The organism is Priestia sp. Y58, from assembly GCF_029522095.1.
GTDB lineage: Bacteria > Bacillota > Bacilli > Bacillales > Bacillaceae_H > Priestia > Priestia megaterium_E.
Genome location: NZ_JAKWFL010000004.1, coordinates 294,293 through 314,904, shown reverse-complemented (window position 1 = coordinate 314,904; position 20,612 = coordinate 294,293). Strand labels below are relative to the sequence as shown.

The 20,612-nt window shown below is 37.9% G+C and carries 21 protein-coding genes; 12 read left to right on the top strand and 9 right to left on the bottom strand.

Features of this window, described 5'->3' with window-relative positions; all coding sequences use genetic code 11:
• The first annotated feature begins 109 nt into the window (after positions 1-109).
• Entirely contained in the window at positions 110-418 is a 309-nt protein-coding gene (locus MMB68_RS27535) for a hypothetical protein (RefSeq protein ID WP_075420657.1), read from the top strand.
• Between the two features lie 39 nt (positions 419-457).
• On the opposite strand, the gene MMB68_RS14860 is transcribed toward MMB68_RS27535, so the two are convergent.
• Both MMB68_RS14860 and MMB68_RS14855 read right to left on the bottom strand, forming a co-directional pair.
• Positions 458-2,581 (bottom strand): RNA degradosome polyphosphate kinase, encoded by a 2,124-nt coding sequence (locus tag MMB68_RS14860; protein ID WP_221812803.1) that lies wholly within the window; start codon positions 2,579-2,581, stop codon positions 458-460.
• A gap of 73 nt (positions 2,582-2,654) precedes the next feature.
• Positions 2,655-4,181, bottom strand: coding sequence for a Ppx/GppA family phosphatase (locus MMB68_RS14855; protein WP_221812804.1), 1,527 nt, complete (start codon positions 4,179-4,181; stop codon positions 2,655-2,657).
• A gap of 109 nt (positions 4,182-4,290) precedes the next feature.
• Between MMB68_RS14855 and MMB68_RS14850 the strand changes: the two genes are divergently transcribed.
• Entirely contained in the window at positions 4,291-4,803 is a 513-nt protein-coding gene (locus MMB68_RS14850) for a L,D-transpeptidase family protein (RefSeq protein ID WP_221785665.1), read from the top strand.
• A gap of 255 nt (positions 4,804-5,058) precedes the next feature.
• Complete coding sequence (locus MMB68_RS14845) at positions 5,059-5,526, top strand: YkyB family protein (RefSeq protein ID WP_013056025.1); 468 nt, start codon at positions 5,059-5,061, stop codon at positions 5,524-5,526.
• A 49-nt stretch (positions 5,527-5,575) separates the two neighbouring features.
• Here the strand turns inward: MMB68_RS14845 and MMB68_RS14840 are convergent, their stop codons facing one another.
• Entirely contained in the window at positions 5,576-6,481 is a 906-nt protein-coding gene (locus MMB68_RS14840) for a chemotaxis protein (RefSeq protein ID WP_221785666.1), read from the bottom strand.
• Between the two features lie 296 nt (positions 6,482-6,777).
• Between MMB68_RS14840 and MMB68_RS14835 the strand changes: the two genes are divergently transcribed.
• The 5 genes from MMB68_RS14835 to MMB68_RS14815 all read left to right on the top strand — a co-directional run bounded on the left by MMB68_RS14835 (position 6,778) and on the right by MMB68_RS14815 (position 10,134).
• A complete protein-coding gene (locus tag MMB68_RS14835; protein WP_277448360.1) occupies positions 6,778-7,377 on the top strand; it encodes a TetR/AcrR family transcriptional regulator in 600 nt (199 codons plus the stop codon).
• A 113-nt stretch (positions 7,378-7,490) separates the two neighbouring features.
• Positions 7,491-7,685 (top strand): hypothetical protein, encoded by a 195-nt coding sequence (locus MMB68_RS14830; protein ID WP_013056022.1) that lies wholly within the window; start codon positions 7,491-7,493, stop codon positions 7,683-7,685.
• 203 nt (positions 7,686-7,888) lie between these two features.
• Positions 7,889-8,110: an IDEAL domain-containing protein gene (locus MMB68_RS14825; RefSeq protein ID WP_028414125.1), complete on the top strand. Its 222-nt coding sequence runs from the start codon at positions 7,889-7,891 to the stop codon at positions 8,108-8,110.
• Between the two features lie 96 nt (positions 8,111-8,206).
• Entirely contained in the window at positions 8,207-9,370 is a 1,164-nt protein-coding gene (locus MMB68_RS14820; RefSeq protein WP_016763417.1) for an aminotransferase A, read from the top strand.
• 152 nt (positions 9,371-9,522) lie between these two features.
• The gene (locus MMB68_RS14815; protein ID WP_014461024.1) at positions 9,523-10,134 is read left to right on the top strand and encodes a nitroreductase family protein; all 612 of its coding nucleotides are present in this window, start codon (positions 9,523-9,525) and stop codon (positions 10,132-10,134) included.
• Positions 10,135-10,170: 36 nt separating this feature from the next.
• On the opposite strand, the gene MMB68_RS14810 is transcribed toward MMB68_RS14815, so the two are convergent.
• Positions 10,171-10,956, bottom strand: a complete 786-nt coding sequence (locus MMB68_RS14810) for an SDR family oxidoreductase (RefSeq protein WP_221785669.1) — start codon at positions 10,954-10,956, stop codon at positions 10,171-10,173.
• Between the two features lie 144 nt (positions 10,957-11,100).
• On the opposite strand from MMB68_RS14810, the gene MMB68_RS14805 reads away from it, so the two are divergent.
• Positions 11,101-11,796, top strand: coding sequence for a GNAT family N-acetyltransferase (locus tag MMB68_RS14805; protein ID WP_221785670.1), 696 nt, complete (start codon positions 11,101-11,103; stop codon positions 11,794-11,796).
• A gap of 139 nt (positions 11,797-11,935) precedes the next feature.
• On the opposite strand, the gene MMB68_RS14800 is transcribed toward MMB68_RS14805, so the two are convergent.
• Positions 11,936-12,712: a hypothetical protein gene (locus MMB68_RS14800; RefSeq protein WP_033578396.1), complete on the bottom strand. Its 777-nt coding sequence runs from the start codon at positions 12,710-12,712 to the stop codon at positions 11,936-11,938.
• 241 nt (positions 12,713-12,953) lie between these two features.
• On the opposite strand from MMB68_RS14800, the gene MMB68_RS14795 reads away from it, so the two are divergent.
• The 3 genes from MMB68_RS14795 to MMB68_RS14785 all read left to right on the top strand — a co-directional run bounded on the left by MMB68_RS14795 (position 12,954) and on the right by MMB68_RS14785 (position 15,377).
• Positions 12,954-13,829 (top strand): LysR family transcriptional regulator, encoded by an 876-nt coding sequence (locus tag MMB68_RS14795; protein WP_013056015.1) that lies wholly within the window; start codon positions 12,954-12,956, stop codon positions 13,827-13,829.
• Between the two features lie 496 nt (positions 13,830-14,325).
• A complete protein-coding gene (locus MMB68_RS14790) occupies positions 14,326-14,694 on the top strand; it encodes a CidA/LrgA family holin-like protein (protein WP_013082263.1) in 369 nt (122 codons plus the stop codon).
• The gene (locus MMB68_RS14785; RefSeq protein ID WP_013056013.1) at positions 14,691-15,377 is read left to right on the top strand and encodes an LrgB family protein; all 687 of its coding nucleotides are present in this window, start codon (positions 14,691-14,693) and stop codon (positions 15,375-15,377) included. The genes MMB68_RS14790 and MMB68_RS14785 overlap by 4 nt, the downstream gene beginning before the upstream one ends.
• Positions 15,378-15,418: 41 nt before the next feature.
• On the opposite strand, the gene ptsP is transcribed toward MMB68_RS14785, so the two are convergent.
• The 4 genes from ptsP to glcT form a co-directional block, all read right to left on the bottom strand.
• Positions 15,419-17,140 (bottom strand): phosphoenolpyruvate--protein phosphotransferase, encoded by a 1,722-nt coding sequence (ptsP, locus tag MMB68_RS14780; protein WP_045292764.1) that lies wholly within the window; start codon positions 17,138-17,140, stop codon positions 15,419-15,421.
• On the bottom strand, positions 17,140-17,406 hold the full coding sequence (locus MMB68_RS14775) for a phosphocarrier protein HPr (RefSeq protein WP_013056011.1): 267 nt from the start codon (positions 17,404-17,406) through the stop codon (positions 17,140-17,142). The genes ptsP and MMB68_RS14775 overlap by 1 nt, the downstream gene beginning before the upstream one ends.
• Before the next feature lie 18 nt (positions 17,407-17,424).
• A complete protein-coding gene (gene ptsG, locus MMB68_RS14770) occupies positions 17,425-19,479 on the bottom strand; it encodes a glucose-specific PTS transporter subunit IIBC (protein ID WP_098900754.1) in 2,055 nt (684 codons plus the stop codon).
• Between the two features lie 271 nt (positions 19,480-19,750).
• Positions 19,751-20,599 carry a glucose PTS transporter transcription antiterminator GlcT gene (glcT, locus tag MMB68_RS14765; RefSeq protein ID WP_013056009.1) on the bottom strand — a complete coding sequence of 283 codons (849 nt, stop codon included), beginning with the start codon at positions 20,597-20,599 and terminating at the stop codon, positions 19,751-19,753.
• Positions 20,600-20,612: the final 13 nt, after the last annotated feature.

Here is a 20,612-nt window from a genome sequence, read left to right as displayed (position 1 = left end):
TTTTTTAGCTGATCATGACCGCCTAATTCTAGTCTTAAAGAAATAAACCAGGCTCAAAAGTTTCCGTTCAGCCATACACTACAAAGACAACTGACAAGGAGGTTAAATTATGTACTATCAATATCCCTATACAGGATATCGTAATATTCCAAATGGTGACGAGCGCTTTTTTGGATTTCCTTTTGTTGCTGGCTTAGCTGGTGGGCTGCTTGGCGGACTAGCTGTTGGCGGTTTTGGAGGCAGACCTGGGTGCTGTCCACCACCTTATCCTTATCCAGTTCCTTTTTACGGCGGTGGATTTCCTGGAGGAGGATTTCCTGGAGGAGGCTACCCTGGTGCCGGCTATGGAGGCGGTGCTCCTGTTTATAACACATACTACGGACCTGGATACGGTCCTGTTGGTCCCATTCCTAGATAATAACATGACTAAAAAGCCGAGTATTCGGCTTTTTTTATGTTATTCTTGATTGTTGCAAAGAGCATATTGACAAAAGATCTCTTGACTATTAATAGAGAGCTCATGTTCTTTTTTTATGACGTAATGATAATTCCCTTGTTGGTCTTGTTCTCGTGCTTTTACATTATCAGCAAGCATAACTTGAAGCCACTTCCACACTTTTTTTTTCAAACGTGTATCCAAGATAGGAAATAAAATTTCTACTCGTTTCACCATGTTTCTTGTCATCATATCTGCAGATGAAAAGAAACACTTTTCCTGTTTATTATGATGAAAATAATAGATTCGGCTATGCTCTAAAAATCGTCCGACAATGCTTCTTACTCTTATATTTTCGCTAACGCCTTGAATTTGAGGGCGCAAGCAGCACGCTCCTCTAACAATGAGTTCGATTGTCACACCAGCTATAGAAGCTTCATATAGCTTCATAATTAAAATTTTATCCGTCAATGAGTTCATTTTCCCAATGATTCTTCCATTGCCATACCGTCTGTGATAATGGATTTCCTGATCAATGAGATGCAAAAAATCATTTCTTATATCAAATGGTGAAACGGATAAATGATGATATACTGGTTTTTGCGTATAGCCACTTAAGTAATTAAAAAAATTGGCCGCATCTATCCCGATGTTTCTGTTGACAGTAAAAAGACTTATATCTGTATAGATCTTCGCCGTCGCATCGTTGTAATTCCCGGTGCCAAGATGAACAAATCGCTTAATATGCTCTCCTTCTCTTCTCACCACGAGCGTAATTTTACCATGCGTTTTTAAATGAGGCATTCCATATATCACGTGGCACCCTGCCCGCTCTAGCTCTTTAGCCCATTGCACATTATTCTCTTCATCAAACCTCGCTTTTAGTTCAACTAGTACCGTCACTTGCTTACCTTTTGCAGCTGCTCGTTTTAATGCTTTAATAACGGGAGAATCTCCGCTTACCCTGTATAACGTTTGCTTAATAGCGAGCACATTTTCATCGTCTGCTGCACAGTTAACAAAATCAAGTACCGGCTTAAACGATTCATAAGGATGGTGAAGCAAAATATCTCTTTGCATCATTTGGTCGAAAACATTTTGATCTGGATGTAACTCTGTTGTAAGCTTGGGAATAAAAGCTTTTTCAGCCAACTCTTCATGCGTAGATTTAAGTAATCTATAAAACGAAAATAAACTGGTTAAATCCAGCTGTCCTTCAATCTCATACACATCTTCATCGTCAATTTCAAGTACTGACTTTAAATACGCTAGTACACCCTGATCATATGGCCTCTTAATCTCAAGTCGAACAGCCGCTCCCCATTTTCGCTTCTGTAACTCTTCTTCAATTTCTTTTAGTAAATCTTGAGCGTCTTCTTCGTGAATAGTCATATCTGCGTTGCGGGTAATTCGAAATTGAGAAACGGAAGAAACCCGATATCCCTTAAACAACTTTTTAATAAAATAGGCAATCACATCCTCTAGCAATACAAATAGACGGGTAGAATCTGACGTGGCTATTTCAATGTAGCGCGTTAGCATTGAAGGTACTTGAACGATAGCTAACCTTCCTTTTATCTCGGCAATTTGCTGCTCATCATTTAAATTTTCTGAAAGGACGACTGCTAAGTTCAAGCTTTTATTCATCAACATGGGAAACGGGCGGTAGGCATCAATAGCTATAGGAGTTAATACGGGAAAGATTTGCTCGTCAAAATACTGTTCAAGCTTATCTAGATTTGATTTCTCCAGCTTTTCAACCGTAATGATTTCCACACCGTATTTCTGTAATTCGGGAAGAAGTGTGTGAATATAGGTATCATACTGCTGCTTGACTAGATCGTGGTTTTGTTTGGAGATAGAAAATAGCTGCTGTTTAGGAGTTAAGCCTGCTTTGTTTTCAGGTTTGCTAAATCCAGCTTTCACTTGATCTTTTAATCCGGCTACCCGAATCATAAAAAACTCATCCAGATTTGAACTGAAAATTCCTAGAAATTTAAACCGCTCAAGCAAAGGGTTTTTCGTATCTACTGCTTCTTCCAGCACCCTCTTATTAAAAGCCAGCCAGCTCAATTCACGATTATTGTAATAAGCTGAATCAGCTACTTGTATGGTTTGCTTATAAGTGCGATTACTTTCTAACATTAGCCTCACCTTCCAGGATAATGGATTTAATCTAGTTAGCTATACTGAATATTCTAACCGATCCAGCGTTATTCTAAAGCTTAGTAAATTCAAGAACAATATTTTTTTTCACTACTTTTTCTAGATGCTTTTTCTGTTTTTCAGCCTGATATTGTTCAGGACGAAAGGTTTTTGTACATAATAGTTTAATCGTAACTGTGTTTTCATCGCTTTTCATGTCAATATGTTGAACAACATTTCGCTTTGTTGCATGTAAACCGTCAGCTATTTTTAAAACCGCACCGAGCAGCTGGACTTTTTTTTGTTCTTCTTTTGTTAACCACTTTTTAAAAGGAGCAACATATTGCCTAAAAGAAGACTTCCCTTTATATGAAGAAACAAGCGCCAGCTTTAAACGTTCTCTATGTGAAATACCATCAATTGTACGATTAGCAAGCACATAAAACGTATGCTGGCTGCTTGATTCCGCATCAATATACTTTCCTATATCATACACTTGCGCAGCTTTTATAAGAAGCGCTAAGTCATCCTCTTTTAAATCAACCGGTCCCTGCTCCTTAAGATGCTGAAACATCATACTAGCTGTGCGCGTAAGCTGTTTGACGTAATCTTTACTTACTTCAAACTCTTCCATTATTTCTTGAAAACTTTGCTGTATGACATCGGGGTACATTGGCTGGATATTAGCATCAGACGCTTCCTTAAATAACACCCCTTCTCTTAAGCCTTTGCGGCTTAAGATGAAGCGAGTCGCGTTCACTGTTTCATATAATGATTGAAATACTTCAATCGCTGGCAAAATTGTATCCACGCGATCTTTTGACAAGCGGTCTAGCTTTTGAAGATTGTGATAAGACAATGAGCCTATAGCAGATTTCACATGCAATATATCAGCTAAATTCATTTCATATTGATGCAGACCGGCGAGAGGATAGTGGATAAAACCTTGATGCACTTGCACCATACTTCTTGCGCTTCCTCCAATTGCTACAATCGGAACTTGGCGATTTAAAAGCCACGGGACGGTATGGAAATGCCGGATCACAAAATCTCGGATTTTCATTTTTTCTTCTGCAGTGGGAATATTGCCTTTAACGAACTGCAGACGCAGAGATAAGGCACCGAATGGAAAGCTGTGGTACTGCACTAACTCTCGATTGCGAAAATACGTAACTTCCGTACTTCCCCCGCCAATGTCAATTGTAATGGCTTCTTCGACCGAAGTGGAATGAATAACGGCAACAAAGCCGTAGTACGCTTCTTCATATTCAGACAATAGTTGAATAGAAAAGTCCGTTTCTTTTTTTACAAGCGCTAGAACTTCTTTTGCATTAGCCGCTTGACGGATGGTAGCTGTGGCCACACAGGTAACATGCGGCAGCTGCTGATGCTTGGTAATAACTCCAAACGTTTTAAGCGTATCAAGCAAGGTATATATTCCTTTAGCCGTTAACACTCCTTCTTTACTTAAATAATTTCGAAGCCGTGCAGCTACTTTCACGTTTTCAATTTGCTTAAACCCTCTGCCTTTTTTGTATTCATAAATAACAAGGCGTATCGTATTTGAACCTATATCAATCAGTCCATGCTTATAAGTCAATGTAATTTCAACACCTTTTTCAAAATAACTTTATGCTCACAAAGGTCACTTTTACTTTTTTTAATCGTATACTGTTACAACATAGTCATATATCAAAGGAGCGAAGCTAATGAGATATATAGTAAAGCGCGGTGAAACCTGGCAAAGCGTTTCAGGTGACTACCGGATTCCGGTTGAAGACCTGTGGATGGCTAATCCTTTTGTAAGCCATAGCACGCTGAAGCCTGGGCAAGTAATCATCATTCCAAACCTCCCTGATAAAGAACTCATTCCTTACACGATTCACGTGTTTATTGCTGAAAAACAGCTTGAATTACGAAAAAATAATATCATACAAAAAGTCTATCCCATTGCAGCAGGAAAAATGCTGAGCGCAACCCCTACTGGAGACTTTGTTATCGTTAACCGGGAGCCAAACCCCGGGGGGCCTTTTGGCACAATGTGGCTAAGCTTGTCTAAAAAGTCATATGGCATTCACGGAACAAATGATCCAAGTTCTATTGGAAAAGCCGTATCCAAAGGATGCATTCGCATGTATAATGCCCAAGTAAATGAGCTAGCTCAAATTGTGCCAAATGGGACTGGTGTGTATATTCGACCTTCTCGACGAATGGCTCAGTAGTTCGGGATTTACTAATCAATGATGGCTTAACTGTGCGAGCAGCACTTTTTTTAAAATAGAAAGTATGACGTGCTGTTCCACTTTACTTGTATAAGGAAGCGTAACAAAACAAACCCTATACATAGGAAATTTCATTAATTACCAAAATACTTCTTCGTGTAATTATTTTCAAATGGGACAAGACACGCTATAATGAACGTATCAGCTTTCACCTTATAGGTTGAACAGCTGATATGATAGAAAGGGAGTGAACGTATGTCTCAAGCAAATGGACAAGGCTCTTTGACCCCGTCTGTATCTGAGATTGCACAAGCTATTTTCACTGTAAATCGTCACGCAAAAGCTGCTCCTGATCCTAAGCAGTTATATACGTTAAAGAAAATTGCATTAGATCAACTAATTTTAGAAGGAAAAGCCAAAAAAGAAGGACTTCACTTTTCGCCAAACCCTGGTAAAAGTCAACAAAAATCAGATGTACTTGTATCAGTTGGAGACTACTTTTTCCATATGCCTCCAAAGAAAGAAGACTTCAAAGAGTTATCACACCTCGGCCATTTAAACCATCAGTATCGAAATCCCAAAACGACTATGTCATTATCTTATGCGAAGCGCTTATTATCTAAATATACGGGTCATCTCGTACAGCCGGCCAAAAGCCCTGTTTCGACTCCAAGAAAACGGCAAGCACCTGTGTTTAAACCGCTGGGTAAAAGTTATTTTTAAAAAAGTGCCTGAAGTGGAGCAATCTGCTTTCAGGCACTTTTTTGTCATCCTACAAAATATAGAGATCGATCAACTCAACAAGCTCTCCGATTTCCGGCTTACTTACTTGTCCTTCCGCTCCTACCATTTTTCCCTTGTGACGTAAATCTTCTGTGATAAGAGAAGAGAAGATAATGACTGGAAGTATAGAAAGCTGAGGATTTTCTTTTACTTTTTTAGTTAAATGATGCCCATCCATTTGCGGCATTTCTATATCTGTAATAAGCAGCTGGACTTGATCACTGATTTCCACTCCTTCATCGATCACCGAGCTTAGATAGTTCCATGCTTCCTCGCCGTTCTCAAAAAATTCCGTGTTCTCATAACCTGCTTGTGCAAGAGTATCTTCAATCATTCGGCGCAGCAGCGGCGAGTCTTCAGCCACAACAATCTTTTTATTAGAGCGTTCCCTAGCCCCTAGCTTTTTTATTTTCGACTGATTAATACCCGCATCAGGGTTTACGTCAGAAATCAACTTTTCAAAGTCTAACAGCAGAATCATTTGACCGTTTAATTTCACCACTCCAGTAATCTGCGTTTCCAAACCTTGGTACAAATCTGAAGGCTTCTCAATTTCTTTCCAAGAAATACGGTGAATTTGCGTCACTGCATGGGTATGAAAGACAATTTTTTGCTGATTGAACTCTGTAACAATTAACTTATCCTTCTCCGGCGTATTTGAAGGTTCCATTTTTAACGCTTTTGCTATGTCAAAAACAGGAAGTACTTCCCCTCTTAGCTCTATAATACCTTCTATGTAAGAATGCGCATTTGGAACAGGTGTAATAGATACGGGATTAATAATCTCTCTAACTTTTACTACATTGATACCAAACCAAACATTTCCTATCTCAAATTCGACAATTTCCAGTTCGTTTGTACCACTTTCTAACAGTATTCCTTTATCTGGATTCATATACTTACTCCTCTCATCTCACCTGCTTATCTAATAGTCCATATTTCCCATTATAGTGACCGCCTCTTATATCCGTAAAGAAAAATTTTCTTATTTTGTTATCCTTTTTCCCTAAAACATATACATAAAATATTGTTTTACGAATTGACAGAATATTATATACTATATAAAAACATGAGCGTCGATCCCTTTCGTCTCATCCTCTGCTCAGTTTTTTACTTACTCTACTTTACTTCTCTATACTAGCTTATGAACTTGAGTCAAACGACTACTCCTATTCGAACGAGGTGTAATTTATGAACAGAGGATTACAAAAAGAAGAAACAAAAAAACGCATCCAAAAAGCCGCTATCTCTTTATTCCAACAGCAGGGATATCAAAAAACGACTGTGTCTCAAATTACCCATGAAGCGGGTGTAGCAAAGGGAACATTTTTTAATTACTTCAAAACGAAAGAAGAAGTTCTTCACTACCTTGGAATTAATTTTACAAACCGTATCTCCTATAAATTAGAACAGCTCCTTAAAACAAAAGAATCAACTGCTGCCATTGTTAAACAACTGTTTTTATTATTAGCACAATCAAACGAAGAAGCGAACCCTCACCTAATCCGTTCCTGGTTTCATATTGCTATTACCAACAGTTCCTTTCAACAATCTGAAATTCTTCAAATTGAAAAAATGCGTGCTCATTTTACAAAAGTTTTTCAAACAGGACAAGACCGAGGTGAACTTATAGTCGATATCCCGGCCGAAGAAATGGCTTCTATTGCTATACTTAACTTTTTTGGCACACTTCTCTACTGGTGTACCAACCAACCCGACTCTACTGCCCTTCAAGAAAGAATAGACAAGTCGGTTACTCTTCTATTTAGAGGGTTTCTTATTCATTCCTAAAAGCCTGTTCACAAATTTTTAACAAGAAATCGAAGATAGCTGTGGACTCTACAGCCAAAACGGTTTATACTACACAAAGTGAATGAATAATCTTAAAAGAAGGTGTTCGTAATATGAAAGGCTCCGTCATTCTTTTTAATGACGATAATGAAATGACCATTATTGAAAACGTAGAAGAAGCTGTATATCAAGATATTAAAGAACAAGAAGGCTCTGATCACTGCGTTGTAACATTGGACGATCATGAAGTTGATTTTGGCTACGTTTCCCCCGTTTATTGGCGTGAAGGCCAAATACACACTGACTAATATACAAGACCTGCATATATATGCAGGTCTTTTTATACGCTTATTTTTTTGAAACTAGAATTGAACGTGAAGCGAGGAACCTCTGATTTCCTAACACATACCTTAGCACATTCGCAGCTAAAAACAGGGTTAACAACTATATAGAAAGGGTACATTTCAAGTAATAGAAGCTGCGTTTTATTTAAAAAAAGGAGGTTTATGTTATGAGTTCTTATCGAAAAAATATGAATCACTATCCTCACTCATCTCAGTACACACCTTACCAACACTATTACGCCAAAGAAGCTGATCGTATTTTAACGGCTATGAGTACAAACTTTAATAAACAGCATTTGAAATCTCTTATCGACGATGCGTTAGATAACAGAGACGAAGAACAATTTTATGAACTAACAACTGCTTATAATAAGCTATATAACACCTAACTTAAAACCACTATTTGCAAAATGCGCAAATAGTGGTTTTTTACCTATTTTCATTGTGATAAAATGAGTTGAAAATACGCGGAAGGATTTGAAACCATGGAGCACTTAATCAATAAACGTGTCAAAGAAATTGAACTATCAGGAATACGTACATTTTATAATATGGTCTCACAATATCAAGATGTTTTATCCCTCACAATTGGACAACCTGACTTCTTAACTCCACAGCATGTAAAAGAAGCGGCAAAATCTGCAATTGATGGTAACCAAACTTCTTATACCCACAATGCTGGAACAATAGAACTGCGCGAGGCAGCAGCTCAATTTGTCAAAGAAAAATATGACTTGCACTATAACCCAGCGGATGAAGTGATTGTGACCATTGGAGCTAGTCAAGCAATTGACATTGCTCTTCGCACCATTTTAGAAGAAGATTCTGAAGTTATTTTACCTGGACCTGTTTACCCAGGATACGAACCGCTTATCCGGTTAAACGGCGCTAAACCTGTACATATTGATACAACCGAAACAGGATTTCGACTAACAGCGGATTTAATCCAACAACATTTGACGTCTAAAACAAGATGCGTCATCTTACCTTATCCGTCTAATCCTACAGGCGTGACGTTGTCACAGCAAGAATTAGAAGAAATTGCCGCTCTTTTAAGCGATAAAAATATTTTTGTACTCTCTGATGAAATATACAGCGAGCTCGTTTTTGATAAAAAACATCAGTCCATTGCCTCCATTTCCTCTATGAGAGAGAAAACAATTGTTATTAACGGAGTATCAAAGTCTCATTCCATGACGGGCTGGCGAATTGGTCTTTTATTTGCTCCTTCTTATTTAGCCAAACATATTTTAAAAGTTCATCAATACAACGTGAGCTGTGCTTCTTCTGTCTCTCAAGCAGCTGCACTCGAGGCACTGACAGCAGGTAAAAACGATGCGGTGGATATGAAAAAAGAATACGAACAAAGACTGAATTATGTGTATGACCGACTAGTAAATATGGGATTTGACGTAGAAAAGCCGACCGGTGCTTTTTATATCTTCCCTTCTATTCAGAACTTCCACAGTAATTCATTTGATTTTGCCCTGGAGTTAGTAAAAGAAGCGGGTGTTGCACTAGTACCCGGCAGCGCTTTTTCTTCCCACGGTGAAGGATATGTCCGCCTGTCGTATGCGTATTCCATGAATACACTGCGTGAAGCTTGTGATCGAATTGAAGCTTATCTTACATCTCGTCAATCACGTTAAGCCGATGATAAAAAGTGTATGCATTTTTTTGTGAGTGACAGCACATAAGAGCGGGTATACTAGAAGCATATAAATTGACTTCAATAGTGTATCATTATAAAATGTGCATCGATTCACTAAAGAAATACATACTTTTAACGGAGGTTTTTATTATGACAAAAGATTTTTTTGATGTGGTAAATGAACGTACATCGATTCGAGAATATGACTCTTCAGCTAAATTAAGCAAAGAAGAATTAACGGAACTTTTAGAAGCAACAGTGAAGTCACCATCAGCTTGGAACTTACAGCACTGGCATTTCGTTGTTATTACAGACCAAGATGCGAAAGAACGTCTACTTCCAATCGCTTACAACCAAAAACAAATTACAGAAGCAGGCGCTGTAGTAGCTGTCTTAGGTGATTTAGAAGCCAATAAAAATGTAGATGACGTGTACAACCCACTAGTCGAAGCAGGTCACATGACAGAAGACGTAAAAAACATTTTGTCAGGACAAATTAACGGCGCTTATAAAAACGGTGCTTTTGCCCGCGATGCCGCGTTTACAAATGCTTCTCTTGCATCTATGACATTCATGCTTGCAGCAAAAGCAAAAGGATATGACACTTGCTCAATGGGCGGATTTAACGCTCAAAAATTTGTAGAAGAATTTAAAATTGAGGATCGATACATTCCGGTTATGCTTATCTCAGTTGGAAAAGCGGCTAAAGAAGCTCACGCTAGCGATCGTTTACCATTAGATCAAGTTACAACTTGGATTTAACAAAAAACCCTGCAGCTGCAGGGTTTTTCTATGTAACTAAATGGATTTTACCATGCCTCCGTCGATTAGAAACGACTGGCCTGTCATATATGAATTCGCTCCCGAAACAAAGAAAGCAACGGCTTTAGCAAACTCTTCAGGCTGACCGTAGCGTTTAAGAGGAATTTGGTTTCTCATCTCTTCTTCAATTTCTGAAACCTCTACTCCCATTTTTTCAGCACGAATGGTATCTAGTTCTTTCACTCGGTCTGTTGCGATTCTTCCGGGAGCAACCGTGTTAATTAAGATACCGTCCTCTGCTAGTTCTGAAGCAAGTGTTTTGGTAAGTCCCACGATTCCTGTACGGAAGGTATTTGACAGAATAAGTCCAGCGATTGGCTCTTTAATGGAAGAAGAAGCAATATTGACGATACGTCCTCCGCTCTTTTTCATAACGGGCACTACCTCACGAATAATACGAATATAGCTGAGAAGATTTAACTCAAACGCATGCTTCCAATCATCATCTGTTAAAGAAAGAAAGTTCCCAGCTTTAGGACCTCCTGTATTATTAATTAAAATATCAATGGTTCCAAACGTATCTACTGTATATTGAATAACATCTTGAATGTCTTGAGTTTTCGTGACATCTGCCGTTTTATGTAACACTTGTCCGCTTCCAAGATATGAAATCTCTTCCGCTACTTGAATTAGTTTCTCTTCTGAGCGACTTGCAATCATAACGTTTGCGCCTTCTTCAGCAAGTCTGGCAGCAATCGCTTTGCCAAGCCCTTGGCTGGCCGCAAATACAAGCGCTGTTTTTCCTTTTAATTCAACATCCATTTCTTTCACCTCGTCTAATAGTTCGAATCTTTTTAACTTTATCACGTTCTCGTCAAATTCTTCAATAAATATGAAATAATTTCTTTTTTCCATATGGTATACTTAATTATCTGAAAATTATTTTCTAAAGGAGGCAAAAAAGCAGTGTATAAAAAGCAATGCTTTGTCTTTCATCAAAATAAGCCTGTAACATGTACATTACGATCATATACATCAAGCGACTTCGATGAGTTGATTCGGATTCAAGAAGAAAGTTTTCCCGCTCCTTTCCCTTCTGAATTATTATGGAGCAAAGATCAGTTAAATAACCATGTTTCCCTTTTTCCCGATGGAGCGCTATGCGTGGAGATAGACGGAACAATATGCGGATCTATCACAAGCGCGATTGTTTCAGTGGAAGGAAATGCGGCTCACACATGGGATGAAGTAACAGGAAGCGGATATATTCATACGCACGATCCTTCTGGTAATACGCTTTATGTAGTGGACGTATGCGTCACTCCTTCGCATCGATCGATGGGGCTTGGGAAGCTGCTTTTGCAGTCTTTATATGAAGTCGTGATTCATTACAAGTTAGAAAGGCTGCTCGGCGGGTGCCGCATCCCTGGATACGCATCAGTGTCTTCCTTGTACACGCCCGTTGAATACATGAACCTTGTATCAGCCGGAACTCTCTACGACCCGGTTATGACCTTTTTAATGCGCTGTGGCAGAACGCCCATTGGTCTCGCAGCAAACTATATTGAAGATGAAGATTCGCACAACTACGCCGTACTAATGGAATGGAAAAATCCATTTTATACGGCTATTCAAAAAGAGGCTGGGACAAAGGTATTTTAGCCCAAGTGAAAAACGAACCGTTAATCAACATGTTTGATTAACGGTTCGTTTTTTTGTGATGGTGAATATAGTTTTATCTGTTTCGTTCCTTCTAGCAGTTGATTGGATTCATTTCTTTATGTCTCAACGTCTTTTTAGATTATTGAACTTCTTCAATGCTCCACTCTAGTTCTTTGTGAGTGAGAACAAGATGCGCCTGCAATTTACTCATCTCTTTGTGCTCAAACCGATCATTATACATTTCATTCATATCGTCAAAATCACCGATTGTATACAAAGGAATTTTAATATCTTTACGGGATTGAACCATATGTTCGAAATCAATAAACAAACCGTCATTCGTTAAAGTAAGAAGCGTATTTGCTAACACGAGCGGCAATATTGGATATTCTAACTTCTTCCTTCTAAATACAAATCTTTTTTGCTTAATTGCTGACATTTTTAACGGAATGATTCGGCTTAAAATATGCTTCATATCATATACATCTCGAAAATAGATTTTGTTATAAAATCCATCATCATGAGCTAAATAAACAAATTGATTACCGAGTTTATTATTAAATGGTGAATTGAGCGGTTTTTTTAAATGACCTAAATACAGCAGCGCTGCAATATCTTGAGGTTCTAACAAATCCAACGAAGATATATCCTCAAAATCAATCCAACAAAAGTCACCATAATTATAAACATCATCCTCTGCTAAAAGATGAATTTGTTCTTCTTCTACGTAGTCCATATGGGTTTGGTAGTGGTAATCACTGTCTTCAAAACCGTGCTTTAACAATAATATATTTGCAAGCGGCGTAGGAAGGGAATGATAAAACTCTTTAAATTCAATTCCATATGTAATAAAGCATTTTTTATTTACATGGCCATTAATATAAACGATATCTCTTATTTCATCTGCTTTACTCAACCGTTCTAACCACCTTATTGATTGATTCTGTGATCGATATGTAACCGTTCTACTGATTTATATATTATACTTCTAAAATAAACAATGTGTAAATATATATTGTTGGCAATTTCTTTTGTATTCACTACCTCTTCTACTGATCATTTTATTTGATAGGAAAGAAAGGTATAGAGCTGATTGTGAATGTGGTAGAATGTGTGTATCTTATTAATTAGCATGTATGAACACGGAGGTATACAAAATGGATGTTCGCCATTTGCATTACTTAACAGAAGTGGCTAAACATAAAAATTTCACAAGAGCTTCTGAAGCGCTGCATATTTCTCAACCTTCTCTCAGTAAAATGGTTAAATCATTAGAAGAAGAGCTCGGCACCCCTTTGTTTGATCGCGCTGGCAAACAAGTTCAGCTTACCGATGCAGGAATAATCGTGTACGAGCAAGCTGAAAGCATTTTATCTTCTCTCCGAGATTTATCGGATTCCCTCTATGATTTAATGCATTTAAAAAGAGGAACCATCAAAATAGGCATTCCCCCTATTATTGGTACATTGTTTTTTCCTACTATCATTAAAGCATTTCGAGAGCAATACCCTGAGATTCATATTCAATTAGTGGAATATGGCGCTAAAAGAATGCAAAAATTTGTGGAACAAGGAGAAGTGGATGTGGGCGTAGTTTTACTTCCAGTTGATGAAAACATGTTTTTTACGACTCCTTTAGCTCGAGAAACACTGCAGCTTGTTGTTCATAAATCTCATCCGTTGGCTCAGCATTCTACGATTTCATTAAAAGAGTTAAAAGACGAAACGCTTATTTCCTTTCATGAAGACTTCACCATGCATGAAATGGTCTATAACGAATGTTTAAAAAATGGATTTACACCTAATATTGCTTTTAAAAGCTCTCAGTGGGACTTCATTGGAGAGCTGGTAGCTGCTAATCTCGGCATTGCTCTTTTCCCTTATTCACTATGTGAAAAGCTTGATTTAGAGCATGTGAAAGTAATTAATCTCGAGAATGCTATTCCATGGGAAATTGCTTTAATCGTTAAAAAAGATCGCTATATCTCTTATGCTACACAGGCTTTTATTGACTATATTAAAAGTACAGTTTAACAAAGCTGAGACAAAAGTAGTTTAATTAAAAATCCGAATGAGTTTGATTCTTGATAGAAAATCAAACTCGTTCGGATTTTTTCATGGCGGTGTAACAAGTCATTCATACTAAATCATTTATCCTATTGGTTCGTTTTGATATGGAATTGTTTTAGGCATGTCTCCATTTCTTTTTTTGATTGCCTTTTATTAAATAGTTACACCTGATATTTCACAAACTCTTTTTTGAAAAGGTTACCAATGCATTTGTAAAGAGATTTCTTTCAACTATAACTAAAAAGAATAGTTATCATAGTTATTATATATTTCATATTATAGTCGTTTTTTTGTAAGATAAGTGTGTAGCATTCATTTACTTAAGTTGTATCCCCATTTGCAAAATCCAAATAGTTTCTCTTTTCCCATGATGGAGTCGTCTTTTCAGCATAGACGACTCCATTATTGTCTCAACAAACTAGGAATGAATGAATAAAAACATAAATAAAGGAGGCTAATCATGAAACTGATTATGGTGATTTTACAGATTTTATTACTAACGGCTCTGTTTTTAATAGGAGAAAGTATTTCACAGTGGTTTGACCTCCCAGTGCCAGGTAGTATCATCGGATTTTTCTTACTGTTTTTCTTACTGTACTTTAAAGTAATTAAATTAAGCTGGGTTGAACAAGGTGGAACACTGTTAGTGGGAGAACTATTACTATTTTTCATACCAGCCGTCGTTGGACTCATCAATTATGGAGATGTATTGATGCATTTTGGAATCCAGATTGTGATTATTATCACAATCAGTACGATTATTGTGATGTCTATAACGGGAATCATTGCAGAACATATTTCAAGAAGAAAGGAAGGTTCGCTAAAATGACATTGCTCACATGGATTGCTCTTCCGCTTACACTGCTCGTTTATGTCGGCACAAAAGTGCTCTATAAAAAATATAAGTCTATGCTAGTTTCCCCTATTTTACTAGCCCCCATTCTTTTAATTGGCATCTTATTAGTAACGAATGGCTCTTATGATCATTATAAGCAAGGTGCCAGTGCTATTAGCTTTATGCTTGGGCCAGCAACCGTTGCTTTTGCTGTTCCTATGTTCAAGTATTTTGATTTACTGAAAAAACATCGTGTTGAAATCAGCTTAAGCGTAGGGCTCGGTACGTTTGCTGCCATGATATCTTCCATGCTGTTAGCATTAGTGTTTCATTTACAATCAACGCTGGTTCATAGCTTAATTCCAAGATCGGTTACGATTCCTATTGCCGTTAATGTATCTCAAACGCTAGGAGGAGATCCGAATATTACCATTATGTTTGTGATTATAACCGGTGTAGTAGGATGTATGGTCGCTCCAAAACTGATTAAGCTCCTCGCACTGCACTCTTCTCTAGCAAGAGGTCTTCTTTTAGGAGTAGCTTCTCATGGGACAGGTACAGCAAGAGCTTTTGAATTTGGAAAAATTGAAGGTACTTTTTCTAGCCTTGGCATGATCGTAGCAGCCCTTCTTACAATGCTGTTTGCGAATATGCTTCTGCCTACTATTTTCGCTTAAAAGATAAAAAAGGTGTGATCATATATGATCACACCTTTTTATTATCCAATATGAAAAGTTGATTTTACGAACTCAATAACTTCTTCCGTAGAAGACATTGATAGAATTGTATCTAAATGAGGTTCGATATCAGCTTTTGATAATTGACGGATTTGAGAACGAGCTTTCAGAATAGATGTTGCACTCATTGAGAATTCATCTAAGCCTAAGCCTAAAAGAATTGGAATTGCAATCTCATCTCCTGCCATCTCTCCGCACATGCCTACCCACTTACCTTCTTTGTGAGCCGCTTTGATTACCATATTCACTAAGCGAAGAATCGCTGGGTTATACGGTTGATATAAATAAGACACGCGCTCATTCATCCGGTCAGCAGCAAGCGTGTATTGAATTAAATCGTTTGTTCCGATAGAGAAGAAATCTACTTCTTTAGCAAATAAATCTGCGATTACCGCTGAAGAAGGAATCTCTACCATCATCCCTACTTCGATGTCTTCCGAAACTTGTACGCCTTCTTGTTGAAGTTTAGCTTTTTCTTCTAAAAGAATAGCTTTTGCTTGACGGAACTCATCAACAGTAGCAATCATAGGAAACATAATTTTCAGATTACCGTATACGCTTGCACGTAGAAGCGCACGAAGCTGTGTACGGAACATGTCTTGCATCTCTAGACATAAGCGAATGGCACGGAATCCTAAGAATGGGTTCATTTCTTTTGGTAGATTTAAATAAGGAAGCTCTTTGTCTCCACCAATGTCAAGAGTACGAACAACCACTGGTTTGCCTTCCATACGTTCAAGAACTGTTTTATAAGAAGTAAACTGCTCTTCTTCCGTCGGAAGCTCTTCGCGGCCCATATATAAGAATTCTGTACGATAAAGTCCAACGCCTTCGCCGCCGTTTTCTAATACGCCTTTTACATCTTCTGGTGTACCAATGTTAGCTGCAAGTTCAACGTGATGATCATCAGCTGAAACCGTTTTTTCATTTACAAGCTTAGCCCACTCAGCTTTTTGTTCTGCATACTCAGCGGCTTTTTTCTCGTAAGCTTTTACTGTTTCTTCGCTTGGGTCAACGATAACTTCGCCATCTAAACCATCAACAATTACTAATACGCCGTTTTGAATGTCTTCCATAACTGTTTTTGTACCTACAACAGCTGGAATCTCCATTGAACGCGCCATAATTGCTGAGTGAGAAGTACGTCCGCCAATATCTGTTGTAAATCCTTTTACGAACTTACGATTTAACTGTGCTGTATCAGACGGCGTTAAATCTTCTGCGATAATGACAACCTCTTCTGAGATTAAGCTTGGATTTGAAACGTTTACACCTAAAAGATGAGCTAATACACGTTTTGTTACGTCACGGATATCAGCAGCACGTTCTTTCATATATTCATTGTCCATTGACTCAAACATATTAATAAACATTGCCGCTACTTCATCAAGTGCATGTTCAGCGTTTACATTTTCATTTGTAATTTTATCTTTAATTGGATTAATAAGTTCAGGATCGCTTAGAACTAATAAGTGAGCTTCAAAGATTTCTGCTTTGTCATCTCCAAGTTCTTTACGAGCGTGCTCTCTAATAATTTCAAGTTCTGATTTTGACTTTTCTAGCGCAGCTTCTAGACGTGCTACTTCTGCTTCAACTTCAGTTACTGATTTTTTTTCAACGGTTAATTCTGGATTTTCTAGACGAAATGCTTTAGCAATAGCAATGCCGCTAGAAGCGGCAATGCCTTGAATTTCCTTTGTCATTATTCGCCTAATCCTTCTTTGCTCATTGTATCTTCAAGAGCAGCAAGTGCATCTGCTTCGTCAGAACCTTCTGCAGAGATAGTGATTGTAGCGCCTTTTTGAATACCTAAAGACATAACGCCCATGATTGATTTTAAGTTTACAGTTTTACCGTTGAATTCTAAGTTGATATCAGAATCAAATTTGCTTGCTGCTTGTACTAAAGTTGTTGCCGGACGTGCGTGAATTCCTGAGTCTGCTGTTACTGTAAATGTTTTTTGTGCCATGTTAAATCAATCTCCTTTTTACTTTGAAATGTTAATAATATTTGCTTCTTGTTGAGAAACTTGGCCCTGCTTTAAGATATCAATTTTTTCATCAGCTTGTAAATTCGTGAAAATAATCGGCGTAATCGTCGACGGCGCATTTTCTTTTACAAAGTCTAAATCAATTTTCAATAGAGGCTGTCCTTTTTTCACTTCATCGCCTTGGGCAACTAAAGCTTCAAAACCTTCGCCTTTTAAATTAACTGTATCAATACCAACGTGAATTAAAATTTCACGTCCAGTCGTTGATTCAATACCTAAAGCATGTTTCGTCGGGAATAAGTTTACTATTTTTCCGTCCACTGGTGCAACTACTGTGCCTGTTTTCGGAATAATTGCAAAACCGTCACCCATTAATTTTTGTGAAAATACCTGATCTGGTACTTCCGATAAAGGTACCAATTCTCCCTCAATCGGTGAAACAATATCATTACCATTATCGCTTCCTACTTCAGATGTTGCAACAGGTTTTTCAATTGTTTTTGTCTCTTCTTTTGTGACAACCGGTGTTTTGCCATTCATAATGTCTTGAATTTGACCTTTTAACGTGTCAGATTTCGGACCGAAAATAGCTTGAATATTGTTACCAACTTCAAGAACACCAGCTGCTCCAAGTTTTTTCAAGCGGTTTTTATCAACATTACCTACATCATCTACTGATACACGCAAACGCGTAATACAAGCATCTAAATGTGTAATGTTTTCTTTACCGCCAAGTGCAGCCAAAATATTTGTCGGAAGCTCTGCTGCTTCTACTGCTACATCTTCTTCTCCCTCTTCTTTATCTTCACGACCCGGTGTTTTTAAGTTAAATTTACGGATTGCAAAGCGGAAACCGAAGTAGTAAATAACTGCTAGAACTAAACCTACTGGAATAACTAGCCACCATGCTGTACGGTTTTGCATAACTCCAAATAGAACGTAATCGATAACCCCACCTGAGAATGTCATACCGATTTTAACATTTAATAATTGCATAACCATAAATGATAAACCAGCAAATACTGCGTGAATTGCAAATAGTACTGGTGCTACGAATAAGAATGAGAACTCAAGCGGCTCTGTAATACCCGTTAAGAAAGATGTTAAAGCAGCTGAACCCATGATACCAGCTACATATTTTTTGTTTTCAGGACGAGCTTCGTGATAAATCGCAAGAGCTGCTGCTGGCAGTCCGAACATCATGAACGGGAATTTACCAACTTGGAATGTTCCTGCTGTTAAAGGCACGCCATCTGCTAATTGAGCAAAGAAAATCTTTTGGTCACCGTGAATATGTTGACCTGCTTTATTAACGTAATCACCAAACTCAAACCAGAACGGAGAGTAGAAAATGTGATGAAGTCCAAATGGAATTAATGAACGTTCAATCAATCCAAATACAAAAGCTGATAAAGTTGGGTTTGCATCAATCATGTTAGTAGAGAAAGCATTTAATCCGCTTTGAATTGGCGGCCAAATGAAAATCATAATAACACCTAAAACAATTGAAAATACCCCAGTAATGATTGGTACAAATCGTTTTCCTGCAAAGAACCCTAAATAAGATGGTAATTCAATATTGAAATAACGATTATACATGGATGAAGCTAAAATACCTACTATGATACCCCCGAATACACCTGTAGCTAACGTAGGAATTCCTAAGATGCTAGTGTAAGCTGGATTGGCACCCATTTTGTCAGGATCTAGTTGTCCTGTAGCAACTAAGATTGTGCTCATCGTTTTGTTCATAATTAAGTAGCCTACGATTGCAGCAATACCTGCTACACCGTCACCACCAGCTAAACCAACGGCAACACCAACGGCAAACAATAGCGATAAGTTGTCAAATACAATTTGACCTGCTTGCGACAAAACATTTGAAACCAATTGAACCCAGTCTGCACCAAGTGCCGGTACTGCATCCAACAATGTAGGGTTTTGAAGCGCTGTCCCTACCCCAAGTAAAATCCCTGCTGCCGGTAAAATCGCAACCGGTAACATAAGCGCTTTTCCGACTTTTTGTAATACTCCAAAAAGTTTTTTAAACATGGCGCTTACCTCCTTTTATATATTTAGTGTGCAACAAGCTATTTATTTGATACGTGAATCATTAACGCGCTTTCATAAAACGCTTTCTTTAACTAGAAAACTCATTACATATCCTGGTGTCCTGAAGCCTAAGCTTTAAATGATTGCGCTTTCTTATAACAAAAAAAGGCATGAGGAAAAAGAAACGATAAATGGATACACTCATCCAATTACACATCGCTTCATTTCTCACTCATGCCTGATCGTATCAGTAACACGTATTGAAATGATTTTATAAATCCGTTTTTGTTATAAGTCGCTGCAGATGCATCGTTAAGTAAACTGCTTCTGCTTCATACACAGGTAAATGTAACGCTTGCTGCATTACTTTTATCACTTTCCAAGACACATTGTAACACAGGGGATATTCTTCTTTCAATAGCAAAGCAATTTTTTTTGGCTCTTCTATTTTTTCTCCTGTTTTTACTCGATCAATAGCAAAATGCAAATGACGAATCAATCTCATATAGTGCACAGATTCTTTGTCTACCTGCAGATGAAGCGACTCTTCAATCACATTAATAATCGTTTGAATAAGCTGCGAGTCTTGATTCACTTCCAGCAGGTTTTTTTCAGTCAGCGCACTGTGGATATGAAGCGCAATAAAACCAATCTCTCCTACTGGAAGCTGCACGCCTATTTTGCGACTAATAATTTCTACCACTTCAGATGCGATCGTATATTCCTCTGGATATAAAGCTTTTGTTTCAAGTAAAAATGGATTTTTAAGCCCCATTCCCTGCTGAAAACGTTTTATCGCAAACGCGATATGATCCGTTAATGAAATGTGTATATGCTCATTCAAAGGAATGTTAACACGCTTTTGAATGTGGGTTACAATATCATTCATCATTTCAATCACGTCTTCATCCACCTGAGCTAAGAGCTGCTTGTACTGTTCTTGCTCTTCTTCACTCTTTAACAAAAACATTTTCTCCACGGCTTTTGCATCGATTTCATCGCCTTTTTTCTTATTAAACCCTATTCCTTTCCCAATTAGCACAACTTCATCATAGGTAAGGTGTTTAGCAATTAATACATTATTATTAAGTACCTTTTCTACAAAAAAGGACTCTTTCACGAATCCTTCACTC